13 protein-coding genes and 4 pseudogenes are annotated in these 17,941 nt (G+C 71.2%); 9 read left to right on the top strand and 8 right to left on the bottom strand.

The genetic code is table 11. The features are described from left to right. From AX769_RS15610 to AX769_RS15595, 4 genes are all read right to left on the bottom strand, one after another. Window positions 1–1,398, bottom strand: a complete 1,398-nt coding sequence (locus AX769_RS15610; protein ID WP_066281152.1) for a 3' terminal RNA ribose 2'-O-methyltransferase Hen1 — start codon at window positions 1,396–1,398, stop codon at window positions 1–3. Window positions 1,399–1,428: 30 nt separating this feature from the next. Continuing rightward, window positions 1,429–2,133 (bottom strand): TMEM175 family protein, encoded by a 705-nt coding sequence (locus tag AX769_RS15605; RefSeq protein ID WP_066281151.1) that lies wholly within the window; start codon window positions 2,131–2,133, stop codon window positions 1,429–1,431. Between the two features lie 34 nt (window positions 2,134–2,167). Continuing rightward, window positions 2,168–3,784 (bottom strand): PQQ-binding-like beta-propeller repeat protein, encoded by a 1,617-nt coding sequence (locus tag AX769_RS15600; protein WP_066281149.1) that lies wholly within the window; start codon window positions 3,782–3,784, stop codon window positions 2,168–2,170. 92 nt (window positions 3,785–3,876) lie between these two features. Further along, window positions 3,877–5,310, bottom strand: coding sequence for a PQQ-binding-like beta-propeller repeat protein (locus tag AX769_RS15595; RefSeq protein ID WP_066281147.1), 1,434 nt, complete (start codon window positions 5,308–5,310; stop codon window positions 3,877–3,879). A gap of 136 nt (window positions 5,311–5,446) precedes the next feature. On the opposite strand from AX769_RS15595, the gene leuC reads away from it, so the two are divergent. The 7 genes and pseudogenes from leuC (at window position 5,447) to AX769_RS15560 (ending at window position 13,140) form a co-directional block, all read left to right on the top strand. Further along, entirely contained in the window at window positions 5,447–6,925 is a 1,479-nt protein-coding gene (gene leuC, locus AX769_RS15590; protein WP_157887666.1) for a 3-isopropylmalate dehydratase large subunit, read from the top strand. After that, window positions 6,918–7,558, top strand: a pseudogene (leuD, locus tag AX769_RS15585) (3-isopropylmalate dehydratase small subunit). Before leuC ends, leuD begins: the two are co-directional and overlap by 8 nt. Continuing rightward, complete coding sequence (murA, locus tag AX769_RS15580) at window positions 7,558–8,925, top strand: UDP-N-acetylglucosamine 1-carboxyvinyltransferase (RefSeq protein WP_066281144.1); 1,368 nt, start codon at window positions 7,558–7,560, stop codon at window positions 8,923–8,925. The pseudogene leuD and the gene murA overlap by 1 nt, the downstream one beginning before the upstream one ends. Beyond that, on the top strand, window positions 8,922–9,695 hold the full coding sequence (locus AX769_RS15575; RefSeq protein WP_239451814.1) for a 1-acyl-sn-glycerol-3-phosphate acyltransferase: 774 nt from the start codon (window positions 8,922–8,924) through the stop codon (window positions 9,693–9,695). The genes murA and AX769_RS15575 overlap by 4 nt, the downstream gene beginning before the upstream one ends. 121 nt (window positions 9,696–9,816) lie before the next feature. Beyond that, entirely contained in the window at window positions 9,817–10,800 is a 984-nt protein-coding gene (locus AX769_RS15570) for an NAD(P)H-dependent glycerol-3-phosphate dehydrogenase (protein ID WP_204249390.1), read from the top strand. Window positions 10,801–10,840: 40 nt separating this feature from the next. Continuing rightward, window positions 10,841–11,950: a D-alanine--D-alanine ligase family protein gene (locus AX769_RS15565; protein ID WP_066281142.1), complete on the top strand. Its 1,110-nt coding sequence runs from the start codon at window positions 10,841–10,843 to the stop codon at window positions 11,948–11,950. A gap of 233 nt (window positions 11,951–12,183) precedes the next feature. Then, window positions 12,184–13,140, top strand: coding sequence for a type IV toxin-antitoxin system AbiEi family antitoxin domain-containing protein (locus AX769_RS15560; RefSeq protein ID WP_066281139.1), 957 nt, complete (start codon window positions 12,184–12,186; stop codon window positions 13,138–13,140). A gap of 244 nt (window positions 13,141–13,384) precedes the next feature. On the opposite strand, the gene AX769_RS15555 is transcribed toward AX769_RS15560, so the two are convergent. Both AX769_RS15555 and AX769_RS15550 read right to left on the bottom strand, forming a co-directional pair. Further along, a complete protein-coding gene (locus AX769_RS15555; RefSeq protein ID WP_066281137.1) occupies window positions 13,385–13,588 on the bottom strand; it encodes a hypothetical protein in 204 nt (67 codons plus the stop codon). Beyond that, complete coding sequence (locus AX769_RS15550) at window positions 13,585–13,863, bottom strand: DUF3515 family protein (RefSeq protein WP_066281134.1); 279 nt, start codon at window positions 13,861–13,863, stop codon at window positions 13,585–13,587. The genes AX769_RS15555 and AX769_RS15550 overlap by 4 nt, the downstream gene beginning before the upstream one ends. A 90-nt stretch (window positions 13,864–13,953) precedes the next feature. On the opposite strand from AX769_RS15550, the pseudogene thiL reads away from it, so the two are divergent. Further along, window positions 13,954–14,927 (top strand): annotated as a pseudogene (gene thiL, locus AX769_RS23170) (thiamine-phosphate kinase). Here thiL and AX769_RS26070 read toward each other — a convergent pair. Both AX769_RS26070 and AX769_RS26065 read right to left on the bottom strand, forming a co-directional pair. Continuing rightward, on the bottom strand, window positions 14,897–15,253 hold the full coding sequence (locus AX769_RS26070; RefSeq protein WP_369824034.1) for an RsmD family RNA methyltransferase: 357 nt from the start codon (window positions 15,251–15,253) through the stop codon (window positions 14,897–14,899). The pseudogene thiL and the gene AX769_RS26070 sit on opposite strands and share 31 nt — an antisense overlap. A 32-nt stretch (window positions 15,254–15,285) precedes the next feature. After that, window positions 15,286–15,450, bottom strand: a pseudogene (locus AX769_RS26065) (RsmD family RNA methyltransferase); the annotation flags it as partial. A 150-nt stretch (window positions 15,451–15,600) separates the two neighbouring features. Here AX769_RS26065 and AX769_RS15535 point away from each other — a divergent pair. Beyond that, window positions 15,601–17,843: pseudogene (locus tag AX769_RS15535) on the top strand (ATP-dependent DNA helicase RecG). Window positions 17,844–17,941 lie beyond the last annotated feature (98 nt).

The following is a 17,941-nucleotide window of genomic DNA, read 5'->3' as shown; positions in this document are numbered from 1 at the left end:
TCAGACCCTCCGGAAGAGCGCGAGCTGGGTGGGGGAGCCGTGCACGGCGTCGAGATCGCCGATCGAGCGGTGCTCGACCGTGTAGCCGAATGCGCCCGCCACTCGGGAGGCCCAGTCGGCGAACTCGGCGCGGGTCCACTCGAAGCGGTGGTCGGTGTGCCGCATCGTGCCCGCCGCCAGGTGCGGGTAGAGCGCGTTGTACTCGCTGTTGGGCGTCGTCACGATCACCGAGGCGGGGGCGGCGTGCCCGAAGACGGTGGCCTCGAGCGCGTCGAGGCGGGTCGGCTCGATGTGCTCGACGACCTCCATGAGCACCACGGCGTCGAGCCCCGTGATCCTGTCGTCCTCGTAGGTGACCGACGACTGCAGCAGTCGGATGCGGTCGCGCTGCCGGTCGCTGAGGTCGCCCAGGTGCAGGCGCGTCTCGGCGACGTTCAGGGCGCCCGACGACACGTCGGTGCCGACGATCTCGGTGAAGGCCGGGTCGGCGACGAGGCGCGTCAGCAGGGCTCCCGGCCCGCAGCCCACGTCGGCCACACGATGGGCGCCCACGTCGCGGAGGGCCTGCAGAACGGCCTCCGCCCGGTGGATCCGCAGCGGCGTGGGCGCGTCGACGGTCTCTGCGGCCTCCTCGAGCGAGGTGGTGTCGCCGGCCGAGTCGTCGAGCTCGTCGAGCCGCTCGGTCGCGTCGCGGACGAGCGAGCGCTGGTGCGCGAGGTAGCGCGTCGTGATCACGTCGCGTTCGGGGTGGTCGGCGAGCCAGCCCTCGCCGTTCCGCATCAGCTTGCCGATCTCGTCGTCGCCGACCCAGTAGTGCTTCGCGTCGTCGAGCACCGGCAGCAGCACGTAGAGGTGCCGGAGGGCGTCGGCGAGCCGGAGCGTGCCGGTCAGCGTGAGGTTGACGTACCGGGAGTCGCCCCAATTCGGAAACTCAGGATCCAGCGGTACGGCCTGCGCCTCGACCGCCCAGCCGAGCGGTGCGAACAGTCGCTCGACCAGACCCGCGTCGCCGCGCGCCGGCAGCGCGGTCACCTCGATGACCAGCGGGACGTCTGAGGCGGCGAGCTCCGGCCGGCTGTCGCACCGGCCCGTCATCGCCGTGCGGAAGACCTGGCCCAGAGCGACCGCGAGCATCGACGTCGACGCGTACGGCCGGTCGTTGACGTAGTGGCCGAGGGTGTCGGCGTCGCGCCCCCCGAAGCGCTTGCTGCGCGCCAGCCCGATGGCGTCGACCTCGAGCAGGAGAGCCGCGGTGCAACGCTCGGGCGTCGCCTCGGGGTAGAACACGTGCGCCGTGCCCACGCTCAGATCGAACGACTGCAGACGGGCCGGATGCTTGTGCAGGAGGTAGCCGAGGTCGGTCGCGTCGGGGAGTTCGGTGGTGATGGTGACGAGCACATCGACACCCTACGGGACGGTCGCGCCGCGCTACGTCAGCGCGGCGTCGGCCACGTACTTCCAGCGCAGCCAGCGCTGCAGGGGTGACGCGATCACGAGCAGCGCCAGACTCCACAGCCCTGTGCGGCCGGCGATCGTCAGGGTGATCGCGATGACGATGATCATCAGGCCGACGGGCACCCAGTCGATGAGGAGCTCGCGTTTGGACGCGTCGCGCCCGCGACTGTCTCGCAGGAAGCCCGATCGCGACAGCATGGCCTCCTCGACCCGGAAGCAGATCATGGCCAGCAGGATCGTGCCGAGGTAGAGGGCGTACGCCGTGCGGTTGCCCGATGCGCTGCGCACGTCGATGACGGTCGCGACGGGCAGGAAGACGATGCAGGCCAGCCAGACGAGGACGACGCGCAGCATGAGCGGCGGGTAGTCGGTCGCGCGGAGGAAGAGGTGGTGGTGGTCGCGCCAGAACGTGCCGATCACCGCGAAGCTGATACCGGCCGCCGTCACCGCGTAGCCGCTCTGGGCGAAGAACTGCTCGGGGGAGTGGATGTCGCCGGCGACGTCGACGAGCGGCAGGGCCACCAGGGTGATGGCGATGGCGACGACCGCGTCGGTGAAGGTGACGAGGCGGTCGATCGCCAACCGCTCGACGATGGCCCCCGACCCGGCACCCGTCGGCCGCTTCGCCTCGTCAGAGACGGAGGGGGGCGCGGGCTCGGGTGCGGTCTCGTCAGGCATCGAGACGAGACTAGGGCCTCGAGCTCGTGGTGGATCACGATCCGAGTCGGCGCGCCAGCCCGTCCATGCCGATGTCGATCACGTGCCCGGCCCACACGGCGACCTGCACCTGCGACGAGCGCGTCCAGAGGCGATGCCCGCTCGAGGTGTCGACACCGAAGAGGGTCGACCGCGCGCCCGTGAGGCCCGTGGCGAGAACGTAGGCGACGGTGCGGCCGGACGCGACCGGTGAGGATCCTGGTGGCACGTCCGTCGAGAAGCGGACGTGGCCGGTGGCCCCGTCGAGCGAGACGAGCTGCGCGTGCTGCGTCGTCGTCACCACGTAGACGTCGTCGCTGCGCTGCCCCGGCAGGCTGCCCGCGAACGAGAACTCGCCCACCGACGACGACCAGAGCGGCTTGCCCGTGCGGTAGTCGAGACAGGTGATGGTGTCGCCTCCCGAGTCGGTCGCAGCCAGGCACTTCCGAGTGATCGAGTACGACCCGCGCAGGTCGAGATCCGACCGCCACAGCACTGCCCCCGTCTTCGAGACCGCGGTGAACCCCCGGGCCTCGGTCGTCGTCACCCCGAGCCCGTGCACGTTCGTGGCGAAGACGACGTCGTCGTGCACCGCGTAGCCCGCCGACGTCGACACCGGGCCGCTCCATTCGCTCGCCACCCCGGTCGCCAGCGGCACCTGCAGAGTGCCGCGATCGCCGAGCAGGAGTCGGTCGTCGAGGGCGATCATCGTCGCTGTCTCGTTGCCGTGACCGCTCCACACCACCTTCGAGAGATCGTCCGCGTCGCGCAGCTGGTAGGTGTACTCGAGGTCGTCGAGGCTGAGCGACCCGGTCGCGACCACCCGGCCGGACGCTGTGAAACGGTCGTCCTGCGACGAGGGCAGCGCCCCCGTCGACGAGAGCACTTTGCCGGTGGCCGACCCGAGCGTCTCGACGACCTGCTGGGTCGACGTGCCCCCGCGCACCAGAATGCGCGAATCGGAGTCCAGCGCCGAGGTCCACGTGACGGCCACGCCCTCGCCCTGCCCGAGGTCATCCGACAGGTCGTGGACCCAGCGCACGTCACCGGTGCGCGTATCGATCAGGGCCACGCGGGACCCGTAGCCCGCGGGCACGACCGAGCACGCCGCATCCGTCGACAGGCCGTACGCCCACGATCCGTCCACGCGCACCACCGCGAGATCCGGCCCCAGGTCGGTCTCGGCGAACCGGAGGCACTGCGGAGGGGTGCCCGGAGCGATCGTCGCGGCCAGATCGATCGCCCAAGGCCCGGCCGACGGCGCCGCCCGCAGATCGTCGACGTGCGCGCCCAGCCACGGCGCGAGCGAGCCGTACGTGGGCTGCAGTGCGCCTCCCACCGAGACCACGAGTGCGATGGCGACCGCCAGGGCCAGATACGACAGCAGGATGCGGCGCCCCACCGACAATCCCGACCAGAGCCGGTCGATGCGCCCCCCCGGGCGCCCCGCCTGCCACCGCACGCCTGGGCGCACCCCGGCCCCGCCGCCCGGCAGCGCGACCCGATCGACAGACGGGATCGGGGCAGCCGTCGGCTCGGGTCGAGGGGGCACCGGCTGATCGCTGTCGCCCCACGCGCTCGTGTACGCCGGAGGCCGCGGCGGGATCCACGGCTCGTCGACCGATTCGACCATCGAGCCTCCTCGCGCGACCGGCCTCCGTCGGCGCTCGCCGACGCCCCGGAGCCTACTCGCGCAGTGCGGGGCCTACTCGCGCAGTGCCGGGCCTACTCGCGCAGCACTGTGCGCGAGCGGTCGACCAACTGTGTCGCCACGCCACTCGCCGACACTCGCACGAGCTGCCCTCCCCAGAAGAGCGTGTCCCGGGTCTCGGCCTCGTCGAGGTGCCAGAGCTCCCGCCCGGACGTCATGTCGAATGCCCCGATGCCGGTGGGCGACCCGCTGTCCGAGAACAGCTCGAGGTAGCCGGTGGTGCGCGAGGCGAGGGCCGAGTAGGTGACCGGGGCGAAGTCGATCGGGTAGAGCAGTCGCCCCGTCCGCCCGTCGAAGACGTCGATCTCGGTCTGGTCGCCCTTGTCGCGGTAGACCATCATCGCGTCGTTCGTCTGGCCGGCGATTCCGAGGGCGAAGGCGCCGTTGCCGACGTCGGTCGTCCACCGCGTCCGCCCGGTGACCTGGTCGATGCAGGTGCCGCGGGTCGTGCCGGGAAGGACGACGAGCACGCAGTCGCGGGAGGTCCCCGACAGGGCGCCGACGCCGGCTCGAGTCCAGAGCCGCAGGCCTCGGGCGCTCCAGCCGCTGATCACGATCCCGCTCGGCTCGGTCTGCGTCGTCACGAGACCGGCGTCGTCGACGATCGCGCTCGAGAGGGAGACCGAGCCGTCGCCGAGGCGGTGCACGTGCCCGGTCGACCCGTCGATGATCGAGCTGCGCCCCGAGACCTCGGCGAACCCGGCCCGGTCGGTGAGCACGGGGGGAGTCGCGTCGGGCAGGAGCCCCTCCCAGCGCGGCTGGTCGATGGTGCGCACGTCGGCGAGGATCCACCGGGTCGACCCTTCGCGCGCCGCCGTCGAGCTGTACATCGCGAGCGTGCCCTCGACGAGAGGCACGGAGTTGGCCGCTCCCGACGGCAGCTCGATCGACGAGGTCACGTCTCCCGTCGTCATCGAGAGCGAGGCGAGCGCCGCGTGGTCGGCGACGGTCAGCTGCACGAGCACCCGCGACGCCTCGGGCAGCACCTGCTCGCCGTCCACGGCGACGGGCCCGGCCAGGGTCGGGAACGAGGCGGCGAGGTCGCGCGTCCAGACGACCCGGCCCGTGTCGGTGTCCAGCAGCGCGATGGTGGACTGCACCTGCGAGACGCTCAGCGCCGAGCACGCCGTCGTCGAGCCGAGGGGCGGTGGAGTCCCTGTCACGACGACGTAACGCCCTGTCGTCTGCTGGGAGGTGAAGCCCGCGCATCGGACGGGCACGCCGGGCAGCACCTCGCGGGCGAGGTCCGTCGTCCAGCCCGTCGTCGTCGGCGAGGTGCGGAGGTCGGCGACGGGGGTGCTGCGCCAGGGGGCGAGGTCGCCGTAGACCGGCGTCAGCGACGTGCCGACGACCGCGACGACGGCGATGGCGAGGCCGAGGGCGACGAGGCCGACGAACACGCGTTTCGCGGGGAGAGGCGGCGGCGGCGGCGCGGCGCGGGCGTCCACCCGGTCATGTGTCCTCCGTCGCGTGTCGGTCGCCTGTGCGTCGCCCGTCGAAAGCGGCCCGTTCGGCGTCATGCTAGCGGGCCCTCGAAACGCCCTCGTAACACGGCGCTAGACTCGTTCGATCCGCTGATCGACGATGGAGGGCACACCCTTGGGTAGAACGCTCGCAGAAAAAGTATGGGACGACCACGTGGTCGTCAAGGGCACGGACGGCGCCCCCGACCTTCTCTACATCGACCTCCACCTCGTGCACGAGGTCACGAGCCCGCAGGCGTTCGACGGCCTCCGCCAGGCCGACCGCCCGGTTCGCCGCCTCGACCTCACGATCGCGACCGAAGACCACAACACGCCGACGCTCGCGATCGACAAGCCGATCGCCGAGCCGACGAGCCGTATCCAGATCGAGACCCTCCGGCACAACGCCGAGGAGTTCAACGTCCGTCTGCACTCCCTGGGCGACGCCGAGCAGGGCATCGTGCACGTCGTGGGCCCGCAGCTCGGGCTGACCATGCCCGGCATCACCGTCGTCTGCGGCGACTCGCACACCTCGACGCACGGCGCCTTCGGCGCCATGGCCTTCGGCATCGGCACGAGCGAGGTCGAGCACGTGCTCGCCACGCAGACTCTGCCGCTCAAACCCTTCAAGACGATGGCGATCACCGTCGAGGGCGAGCTGCGCCCCGGCGTCACAGCCAAGGACGTCATCCTGGCCGTCATCGCCAAGATCGGCACCGGCGGCGGGCAGGGCTACGTGCTCGAGTACCGCGGCAGCGCCATCCGCTCGCTCTCGATGGAGGGCCGGATGACTATCTGCAACATGTCGATCGAGGCCGGCGCCCGCGCGGGCATGGTCGCTCCCGACCAGATCACCTACGACTACCTCGAGGGTCGCCCGCACGCGCCGCAGGGCGCCGACTGGGACGACGCCGTCGCCTACTGGAGCACTCTGCCGACCGACGACGACGCGGTGTTCGACGCCGAGGTCTTCCTCGACGCGAACGCCCTCGAGCCGTTCGTCACCTGGGGCACGAACCCGGGGCAGGGCGTCTCGCTCTCCGAGAGCGTCCCGGATCCTGCCGACTACACCGACCCGAACGCTGCGGCCGCCGCCCAGCGCGCGCTCGACTACATGGCTCTCGAGGCCGGCACGCCGATGAAGGACATCCGCGTCGACGCCGTCTTCATGGGGTCGTGCACCAACTCCAGGATCGAAGACCTGCGCGCGTTCGCCTCGGTCGTCCGAGGTCGTACGAAGGCCGAGGGTGTCCGGGTCATGGTCGTCCCCGGCTCGGCCCGCGTCCGCATCGAGGCCGAGGCCGAGGGCCTCGACAAGGTGTTCACCGACTTCGGCGCCGAGTGGCGCTTCGCCGGCTGCTCGATGTGCCTCGGCATGAACCCCGACCAGCTCGCTCCCGGTGAGCGTTGCGCGTCGACGTCCAATCGCAACTTCGAGGGCCGGCAGGGCAAGGGCGGGCGCACACACCTGGTGTCGCCGCTCGTCGCCGCGGCGACCGCCATCCGCGGCACCCTCTCCAGCCCCTGGGATCTCGGGATCGACACACCCGACGCCGTCCCCACCGACGTGTCCATCGCCAAGGAGTCGGCAGATGCATAAGACCACCGTCGTCACCGGCACGGCCGCGCCCCTCAAGCGCTCCAACGTCGACACCGACCAGATCATCCCCGCCGTCTTCCTCAAGCGGGTGGTGAAGACCGGCTACGACGATGCGCTCTTCTACGCCTGGCGTCAAGACCCTGAGTTCGTGCTCAACCAGCCGGAGTTCCTCGGCGCGAAGGTGCTCGTCGCCGGCCCCGATTTCGGTACCGGCTCGAGCCGCGAACACGCCGTCTGGGCGCTCCGCGACTTCGGCTTCGAGGTGATCATCTCGCCGCGCTTCGGCGACATCTTCCGCGGCAACTCGGGTAAGCAGGGCCTTCTCACGGCGGTCGTCGCAGAGCCCGACGTCGAGAACATCTGGGCCCTGATCGACGCCTCGGTCGCAGCCGGGCACGGATCCCCCGAGATCACGGTCGACCTCCCCGAGCAGACGGTCACCGTCGCCGCCCCAACGGGGGCGACGCCACGGCCGCGCCGCTCACGGTTTCGTTCGAAGTCGATGCTTACACTAAGTGGCGTCTCCTCGAGGGGCTGGACGACATCGCCCTCACCCTCCGTGACGAGGCCGCAATCACAGAATTCGAATCGCGCCGCGCGTCATGGCGGCCCAAGACATTGCCGGTGAAGTAGTGAACTCCCTTGTTCAGGATGCAGCAGCAGCGGGTGCCCGAGTCGGGCTGAAGTCCGACGAGATCATCATCCGCGGCGGCAAACCGCTGATCGGGCGCATCGAGGTGCGCGGAGCGAAGAACCTCGCCACGAAGGCGATGGTGGCGTCTCTGCTGGGCGACACCCCCAGCATCCTGAAAGACGTCCCCGACATCAGCGACGTCAACGTCGTGCGCGGGCTCCTGTCGATCCACGGTGTGCGCATCACCGACCCGGCCCGCGGCGAGCTCATCCTCGACCCCTCCAACGTCGAGACGGCGCACTTCGCCGAGATCGACGCGCACGCCGGCTCGAGTCGCATCCCGATCCTGTTCTGCGGCCCCCTGCTGCACCGCCTGGGCGAGGCGTTCATCCCCGACCTCGGCGGGTGCCGTATCGGCGACCGCCCGATCGACTTCCACCTCGACGCCCTCCGCGCGTTCGGGGCGATCGTCGACAAGAACTACAACGGCATCCACCTGACGGCCCCCAACGGCCTCAAGGGCGCCGAGATCGTGTTGCCCTACCCGAGCGTCGGCGCGACCGAGCAGGTCCTGCTCACAGCGGTCCTCGCCGAGGGTGTCACCGAGCTGCGCAACGCCGCGATCGAGCCAGAGATCATGGACCTCATCGCGATCCTGCAGAAGATGGGCGCGATCGTCAATGTCGAGCCCAACCGGGTCATCTTCATCGAGGGCGTCAAGTCGCTGCGCGGCTACACGCATCGCGCGATCAACGACCGCAACGAGGCGGCCAGCTGGGCTGCTGCGGCCCTGGCCACCAAGGGCGACATCTTCGTCGAGGGCGCCAAGCAGCAAGACCTGATGACCTTCCTCAACGTCTTCCGCAAGGTCGGCGGCGAGTTCGACGTGCACGAAGACGGCATCCGCTTCTTCCACCCCGGTGGCGAGCTGAAGCCGGTCGTCATCGAGACCGACGTGCACCCCGGCTTCATGACCGACTGGCAGCAGCCGCTCGTCGTGGCGCTGACGCAGGCGCACGGCGTGTCGATCGTGCACGAGACGGTCTACGAGAACCGCTTCCAGTTCACCGAGGCGCTCAACGACATGGGTGCGCAGATCGTGGTGCACAAGGACGGCCTGAAAGACGTCGAGCGCCGCGTCGCCCGTCGCGACTTCGAGCAGGCCGCTGTCATCACCGGCCCGACACCGCTCCACGGCGCCGATATCCGTGTGCCCGACCTGCGCGGCGGCTTCAGCCACCTCATCGCTGCTCTGACCGCCGAGGGCGAGTCGAAGATCACCAACGTCGGCATCATCGCGCGGGGGTACGAGCACTTCGTGGCGAAGCTTCGCAAGCTCGGTGCGGACTTCACGTTCGAAGGGTGACGACTAATCCTGATGCGCCTCTCGCCCCATCGCCGAAGCGCATCCGCGAACACAACCTCACTTTCGGCGTCCTCGGTCGCCTCGCCATGCCGCTGCTGGTGGCGCAGGCGAAGTACACGGTGCGAGATGCCGACAAGCTGCCGGCCACGGGCCCGTTCGTTGTCACACCGAATCATTACAGCAACTACGACCCGCTGATCGTCGGTGTGATCCTGTTCCGCCTGGGCCGGGTGCCGCGCTTCCTCGCGAAGTCGTCGCTGTGGAAGGTGCCGGTGCTGAAGTGGATCATGCGCTCGACGGGGCAGGTGCCCGTCGACCGCACCGGTCGCACTCGCGGCGCCGACCCGATCGAGTCGGGCGGGGCGGCTCTCGCGCGCGGCGAGGGCGTCATCGTCTACCCCGAGGGGTCGCTCACGCGCGAGCCGGACATGTGGCCGATGCGCGGCAAGAGCGGGGCGGTGCGCCTCGCCCTCGCGACCGGTGTTCCGCTGATCCCGATGGCGCAGTGGGGTGCGCAGGACATCCTGGGGCGCGACGACAAGATCCACGTCTTCCCGCGCAAGCGCGTCCGAGCGGCCTTCGGCGACCCGGTCGACCTGTCGGCCTATCGCGGCCGTCATCTCGACCAGCACGAGCTGATGGAGGCGACCGCTCTCGTCATGCGCCGCATCACCGAGCTGCTGGCCGAGATCCGTGGCGGCACTCCGCCCGAGCGCCTGTACGACCCCGCCGAGCACAACCAGACCGAGATCGGACGCTTTGAGCCCTAGAGACAGTCACTCCGACCGAAGCTCCGGGCCCCGGGCGTCGCTGGACGCCCTGGGCGAGGGCTTCGTCACGACCGAGGCCATCTCGGTCGTGCAGGCCGCGGCCCTCGAGCGACGTGTCGCAGTGCTCGGCGCCGGCAGTTGGGGCACGACATTCGCGAAGGTGCTCGCCGAAGGCGGGGCCGAGGTCGCGATGTGGGCGCGCCGACCCGAGATCGCCCGCGAGGTGACCGAGACCCACCGCAACACCGACTACCTGCCCGGCATCAACCTGCCGATCGGCCTGACTGCGTCGTCGCGAATCTCGGCGGTGCTCGACGGCGCCGAGCAGATCTACGTCTCGGTGCCGAGCCAGACCCTCCGGCAGAACCTCGCCGAGATCCGCGCGATCATCCCTGCGGGCGTGCCGGTCGTCAGCCTGATGAAGGGCGTCGAGAAGGGTACCGGCCTCCGGATGAGCGAGGTGATCCGTCAAGAGCTCGGCATCGACGCCTCGCTGGTCGCCGTGGCGTCCGGCCCCAACCTGGCGCTCGAGATCGCCAAGCGGCAGCCGACCGCGGCGGTCGTCTCGTCGGAGAGCCTCGAGACCGCGACCCTCGTCGCCGCCACCGCGACCAACCCGTACTTCCGTTCGTTCGTCAACACCGACGTGATCGGCACCGAGTTCGGCGGTGTGCTCAAGAACCTCATTGCCGTGGCCATCGGAATCGTCGACGGCGTCGGCTACGGCGAGAACACCAAGGCGTCGATCATCACGCGCGGGCTCGCCGAGATGACGAGCTTCGCCGTGTCGTTCGGCGCCAAGCCCGAGACGCTCTCCGGTCTTGCCGGGTTGGGCGACCTCATCGCGACGTGCCAGTCGCCCCTGTCGCGCAACAACACCGCGGGGCGCCTGCTGGGCCAGGGCTATCGCTTCGACGACGTGGTGCGCCAGATGAACCAGACGGCCGAAGGGCTCGCGTCGGTCGCCCCGATCCTGGAGCTCGCTCGCTCTCGCGGAGTCGACATGCCCATCGTGACGCAGGTCGCCGAGGTGCTCGCCGGTACTCTGGACCCGCGCAACATCGCGCCGCATCTCACCGAGACCGACGAGCCCCAGGGCGAATAGCCTGCCCGCCCGGTCTCGAGCCCACCGTCGAAAGGCGCCCGTGACCGACACACCCACTCCCGCCCGTCTCCGCGTCGTGCTGCTCTTCGGTGGCCGCTCGAGTGAGCACTCGATCAGCTGCGCCACGGCCGGCGGGGTGCTCGCGGCTCTCGACCGCACGAAGTACGACGTCGTGCCCGTCGGCATCACGGCCGACGGTGCGTTCACGCTGCAGCCGGACGACGCCGCGCACTTCGCGCTCGACGCGACTCGCCTTCCCGTGGTCGACGACAACGGCACGCGCGTGCGCTGGCCCGAGTCGGCGGCCACCCGCGAGATGATGGTGGTGTCGGCCTCGGGCGAAGTGTCGTCGCTGGGCGAGATCGACGTCGTGTTCCCGATCCTGCACGGCCCCTACGGCGAGGACGGCTCGGTGCAGGGCCTCCTCGAGCTGGTCGGCCTGCCCTACGTGGGCGCCGGGATCCTGGGCTCCGCCGTGGGCATGGACAAGCACTTCTCGAAGACGGTGCTGCAGCAGGCCGGCATCGACGTCGCACCGTGGATCACCGTGCGGGCCCACGAGTGGGCCTCCCGCCGCGCCGTGATCGAAGAGCACGTCGAAGAGCTCGGGTGGCCGGTGTTCGTGAAGCCGGCGCGCGCAGGATCGAGCGTGGGCGTCTCGAAGGCGTCGTCGCTCGCCGACCTCGCCAAAGCGATGGAGAAGGCTCTCGCCGAAGACAACAAGGTGCTCGTCGAGGCGGCGGTCGTCGGCCGAGAGCTCGAGGTCGCCGTGCTCGGCGGCCGGGACGGCGGAGCGCCGCGGGTGTCCGTCGCCGGCGAGATCGTGCTGTCGGGCGGCGGGTTCTACGACTTCGAGTCGAAATACCTGGGTGCCCCGGGAGCCGACCTGGAGTGCCCGGCGTCGCTCACCGATGCCGAGCTCGCCGAGTTCCAGGGCCTCGCCGCTCGCGCCTTCGAGGCCATCGGCGGGGCGGGCCTCGCCCGCGTCGACGTCTTCCTCACCGACGACGGCTTCGTGGTGAACGAGCTGAACACCATGCCCGGCTTCACGCCGATCTCGATGTTCCCGGCGTGCTGGCTGGCCTCCGGCCTGAGCTACCCGGCCCTGCTCGACGAGCTCATCGCGCTCGGGGTCGCCGAGCAGCGGTAGCTGCCGCCGCCGCGCCGCGCGCGCGCCCGCGCCCCGCGCGGCGGCGCGCTGCCGCACCTCCCGGCGGAATGCCGCACCGGCCCTAGGCGCTGCGCGGCTGTTGGATCGGAGGTGCGGCGACTGCGGCACCTTCGTGCGGCTCGACCCGTGCGCGAGTCCTCCACAGGCGAGGAGTTGTCCACAGATCGTCGGCGGCGGGCCACCAGCCGGCGGCCGTCGGTCAGTCTTGCGGGATGGAACTCCAGCCTCGCCTCCTGCGCACCGCCGATACCCTCCGCTCGGGCCTCGACGACCGAGCCCTGCGGCGTCGCGCCGAGAGGGGCGAACTGCAGCGACTCGCCCCCGGGACGTATCTGGACGCCGGGTTATGGCGATCGCTCGCGGCTCGCGAGAGGTACATCGCGCGGATCCAAGCGATCGTCGCTCGTCTCTCGGGCCCGGTCGTGATCTCCCACTGGTCTGCGGCCGCACTCTGGGGTTTTCCCGTGCCCGACGAATGGCCCGTGCGAGTGCACGTCATTGATCGTCGCCGCTCCGGCAGTCAGCTGACGCCGACCCTCCACCGTCGGGCCGGCGAGATCCTGCCGACCGATGTCGCCTCCTGGGAGGGGCTCGCCCTCACGTCGCCGTCGCGCACAGCGGCCGACATCGCGCTGTCGAGCCCGTTCTCGCATGCCGTCCTCGTGCTCGATCACGGTCTCCACACCGGGGGATTCGCTCGCGATCACGTCGCGGAGCAACTCGCTCGGCGCCCGGGTGCCCAGCGTCGGAAGTCGGCCGCGGCTGCTCTCGCCTTCGCCGACAGCAGGGCGGAGTTCGCAGGCGAATCCTTCAGCCGGGTCGGGATGGCGGAGCGCGGAATCCTGTCTCCGACCCTGCAAGAACCCTTCCGCGACCAGGGTGGCCTCGTCGGCTGCACCGACTTCTGGTGGGAGAGCGTCGGCGTGGCGGGCGAGTTCGACGGCGACTGGAAGTACTCGGACGAGCGGTGGCTGCGGGGGCGAACGGCGGCGGAGGCGATTCGCGACGAGAAGCGGCGGCAGGCAAGGCTCGCCGTCCTGCCGCGAGTGAATCAGATCGTGCGGTGGGACTACCCGGTGGCGCGCAATCCGATCGAGTTGGCGCGCCGGCTGCTCGCCGCGGGCGTGCCCAGGTCCGACGCCTTCGCGCGGCCGCCACGGTCGCCCTAGGAGAGGTGCGGTGGCCTGACGGGAGGAGCGGTGGCCCGGTGAGAGGTGCGGTGGCCGCCGCGAGGTGCCGCCGCGCGGTGGCAGTGGTGGCGGGCCGCGCGGCGGGCGTGCGGCGATATGACGACACCTTCCTGCGGCCGCCGCAGGCGCCCTAGGCGGGGTGCGACGGCCCGGTGCGTGGTGCGGTAGCCCGGTGGGGGGTGCGGGTGCGGGTGCGGGAGCGGGAGCGGCAGCGGCGGGCGGGCTACTGCGCCGACTCGCAGTGGAGCGTCTGCTTGAGGGGCTTGACGGCGGCGGCGAGGTCGAAGAGCGCGTTGCTCGCCGTGGGCAGCGCCGCCGTGTCGACGACTACCTGCACGCCGGGGTTGCGCCCATAGGTCGTGTAGACCTGATCCTGGTCGCCCTTGCCGGTCGACGAGATGAGCCAGTCGACACCGCCGGGCGTCACACACGCCTCGTCCGAGACACTCGGCGTCGTGATGCACAGGTCAGCACGATGCTGGCCGGTGAGCCCCAGGCGCTCGTGCCCTGGGCGTCGGTGTCGCGCATCTTCTGCCCTTCGACGGTCTTCGGCAGGTGCACGATCAGGTCGGCGCAGCCCACGGTGTTCGCCGCAGCGGCCGGCTGCAGGTGCACCGTCGATGTGCAAGCGGCTAGCAGCGGCACGGCGAGCGCCAGCCCGACGAGAGCGGTGAGGGTGCGGCGGCGGGGCGAGGGCGACATCGAAGATCACGTTAGCGTGAGTCGCATGAGCAACCCCCATCGAGCGAGCGTCGGCCAGAGACCGAGCCGGGCCCCGAGACGGTCGCGAGCATCGGCGAGCTGGCGACGCTCGCGCGGATCCTGCCGCGACTGCCGAAGGGCCACAGCACTCTGCTCGGGCCCGGCGACGACGCGGCGGTGGTGGCCGCGCCCGACGGCCGGTTCGTGGTGACGACCGACCTCATGGTGCACGGCCCCGACTTCCGGCTCGCGTGGTCGACCCCGCACGACATCGGCTGGAAGGCCGCCGCCTCGAACCTGTCGGACGTGGCTGCGATGGGCGCCCGCCCGACCGCGCTCGTGATGGCCCTGGCCGTGCCACCCGAGACGCCGGTGTCGGTGCTCGAGGCGATCGCGGACGGCCTGCGAGACGGGTGCGCCGAGATGGCACCAGGATGCGGCGTGGTCGGCGGAGACCTGTCGGCCTCAGCGACTTTCACAATCGCAGTCACGGCGTTCGGCGACCTCGGGGGGCGAGATCCGGTGCGGCGCGACGGAGCGCACGCGGGCGACGTCGTCGCGGTCTCGGGGGCGCTCGGCCGCTCGGGGCGGGGCCTCGAGATGCTCTTCCGGTTGGGAGTCGACCACGAGGGCACGCCTGACGCGAGGCTGGCGGCCGAGCTGCGCCGTCGTGATCCTGACATCGCCTGGCACGTCGCGCCGACGCCCCCGGTCGCGGACGGCGCCCTGGCGGCCGAGGCCGGGGCGACCGCAATGCTCGACCTCTCGGACGGCCTCGCCCTCGACGCAGGCCGACTCGCGCGGGCATCGGGTGTCGTCGTCGACCTCGCAGCCGACGCCCTCGGCGTCGACCCGCGCGCGGCTCTCGGCGGGGAGAAGACCACTCTCTGCTCGCGACGTTCCCGCCGGGAGTCGCGCTGCCCGGCGGCTTCCGCGCGATCGGGGTGCTCCGCAGCCTCGACGGGTCGCAGGATGCCACGCCCCGCGTCACACTCGACGGCCGAGAGCTCGTCGACGCGCCGGGCTGGGACCCTTACGAAGCCTGGTCGGGCGCCACCGGCTGATCCTCATGGCGGGCCCACCAGAGCACGGTGTCGCCGTACGACTTGGTCGCCTCGAGCGCGAGCCCGGGCGGCCAGGTCGGCTCGCCGCTGCTCGTGCGGCGTTCGACCACGACGAGAGCGTCAGGGGCCAGGGCCGGCAGGAGCGCTGCGAGGTCGCCGTCGAGGTCGTCGTCGGCGAGTTCGTAGGGAGGATCGAGCAGTACCACGTCGAGGGACGAGGGCAGCGCGTGACCCAGCCAGGAGCGCACCGCCACCGGGGCGACGTCGATCGAGGGCGACGTGGCGCGGGGGCTCGGGAGGCGACGAGCCGTGCGTTCTCGCGGCACACCCGGGCAGCCGACCCGGCCTTCTCGACGAGCACGACGCTCGCGGCGCCTCGCGACGCCGCCTCGAGCCCGAGAGCCCCCGTCCCCGCGTACAGGTCGGCGAACCGCAGCCCGCGGATCTCGTCGCGAGCCTCGAGCGCCGAGAAGAGGGCCTCGCGCACCCGGTCGCTCGTCGGCCTGGTGCCCGTCTTCGGCACGGCGAGGGTGGAGGATCCGGCGTACCCGGCGATGATGCGCGTCACCCTGCCATCCTGCCAGGCCGCAAGCGGGCGCCGACCATCCGGGCCGCCATCCTGCCAGGCCGCGACCGCGCACCGGCTGTCGGCGGCCGCCTGTAGCGTGAAGGGGTGGTCACCTCCGTCGCCTCGCCTCTCGACACGACCCTGACGAACGCCCTCGGCGGGCGTACCGCGGGTGCTCTGAAGCGCGCGTTCGGGCTCGAGACCGTCGGCGACCTGCTGAGCCACTATCCGAGGCGGTACGCGCGGCGGGGCGAGCTGACGGCCCTCGACCAGTTGGCGATCGGCGAGAACGTCACGATCGTGGCCGAGGTGCTCGACGTCCGCGAGCGGTCGATGAAGGCCCGGCGCGGTTCGATTCTCGAGGTCCGGATCGGCGACGGCCAGGGCATCCTGACCCTCACGTTCTTCAACCAGGGCTGGCGCTCGAAAGACCTCGTGCCGGGCAAGCGCGGCATCTTCGCCGGCAAGGTGGGCGACTATCGCGGCAATCGCCAGCTGGCCCACCCCGACTACGAGCTGTTCGACGCCTCCGACGAGCGGGCGGTCGAGGCCGGCGACGTCACGGCGCAGGCCTGGGCGAAGCAGCCCATCCCGATCTACCCCGCCAGCGCCACCGTCACCACCTGGCAGGTGCAGAAGTCGGTCGAGGTCGTGCTCGACACGCTGCCGCCGCTGCCCGACTCGGTGCCAGAGGGTGTCCGCCGCGAGCTGCAGCTCATGCCGCTGCGCGAGGCCTTCGAGAAGATCCACCGCCCCGAGCGAGACCGCGACTACCTGCAGGCCCGCGAGACGCTGAAGTTCGACGAGGCGTTCGTGCTGCAGAGCGCCCTGCTGCAGCAGCGGGCCGAGCTTCGGCGGTCGGCCGCAGTCGCCCGAGTAGCGAAGCCCGGCGGTCTGCTCGACGGGTTCGACGCGGCGCTGCCGTTCGACCTCACCGGCGACCAGTCGCTCGTGGGCGACGAGATCAGGCGCGATCTCGCGGCCGACGTGCCGATGAACCGCCTCGTGCAGGGCGAGGTCGGCTCGGGCAAGACGCTCGTGGCTCTGCGGGCCATGCTCGCAGTCGCCGAGAGCGGCGGCCAGTCGGCGCTGCTCGCCCCGACCGAGGTGCTCGCGTCGCAGCACGTTCGGTCGATCGTCAAGACTCTCGGGCCCGACCTCGCAGCCCGCTTGCGCCCGGTGCTGCTGACCGGCCAGATGTCGACGGCCGAGCGCCGCAGGGCGACCCTCGCGATCGTCAGCGGCCAGGCGCACATCGTCATCGGCACGCACGCGCTGATGAGCGACAACGTCGAGTTCTACGACCTCGGGCTCGTCGTCGTCGACGAGCAGCATCGCTTCGGCGTCGAGCAGCGCGAGGCCCTGCGGCGCAAGGGCCAGACGCCGCCGCACGTGCTGGTGCTGACGGCGACGCCGATCCCGCGCACCGTCGCGATGACGGTCTTCGGCGACCTCGACGTGTCGACCATCGCCGAGCTGCCGCGGGGCCGCCAGCCCATCGAGTCGTTCGTGGTGCCGCTGGATCGCCCCGCCTGGATCGACCGAGTGTGGGCGCGTGCCGCCGAAGAGATCGCCCGGGGTCGACAGGTGTTCGTCGTCTGCCCCGCCATCGACTCCAAGACGCCGGAGTTCGCGGATCCGGGCGATGAGCCCGACGATGCGAGCCCCGACCGCGCCGAACACGCCGACGATCGCGAGGGCCACGCGGGCCCAGGATCCGCGGCCCCGGCCCCGAGATCGCCAACGTCATGCGCGTGCTCGCCACCCTCCGCACCACCGAGGCCCTCGCCGGTCGCCGCATCGAGATGCTCCACGGGCGCATGTCGTCCGTCGAGAAAGACGACGTCATGCAGGAGTTCGCCCGCGGCGGCATCGACGTGCTGGTCGCCACGACCGTGATCGAGGTGGGGGTCGACGTGCCGAACGCCTCGACCATGGTCGTGCTGGACGCCGAGCGGTTCGGCGTGTCGCAGCTGCACCAGCTCCGCGGTCGGGTGGGCCGGGGAGGGCATCCTGGTCTCTGCCTGCTCGTCACGCGCGCCGAGGAGGGCTCGCTCGCCCGGCAGCGGGTGGAGGCCGTCGCGTCGACCACCGACGGCTTCGAGCTGGCGCAGATCGACCTCGACCTGCGCCGGGAGGGCGACGTGCTCGGCAGCATGCAGTCGGGCGGCCGCTCGTCTCTGCGCCTGCTGCGGGTGGCGCACGACGGCGACGTGATCGCCCTGGCTCGCGAGCACGCGGCCGAGGTGCTCGGCGACGACCCGACACTTGCGGGCCACCCGGCCCTCGCGGCCGCTCTGGCGCGGCGCCTCGACGAGGCGAGCCGCGACTTCCTGGCCAAGAATTGACGGCTGCCGAGCGGGGCGACGAGACGAGCCGGGTGAGATTGGCTCAGCACGCCTGGAGCACATGTCCCCGTCCCGTTCAGCCGCTGGGCACGCGTGCC

Source organism: Frondihabitans sp. PAMC 28766 (assembly GCF_001577365.1).
Classification (GTDB): domain Bacteria; phylum Actinomycetota; class Actinomycetes; order Actinomycetales; family Microbacteriaceae; genus Frondihabitans.
Note: the sequence above shows the minus strand (reverse complement) of the source record. Positions and strands in the feature narration are given on the sequence as shown.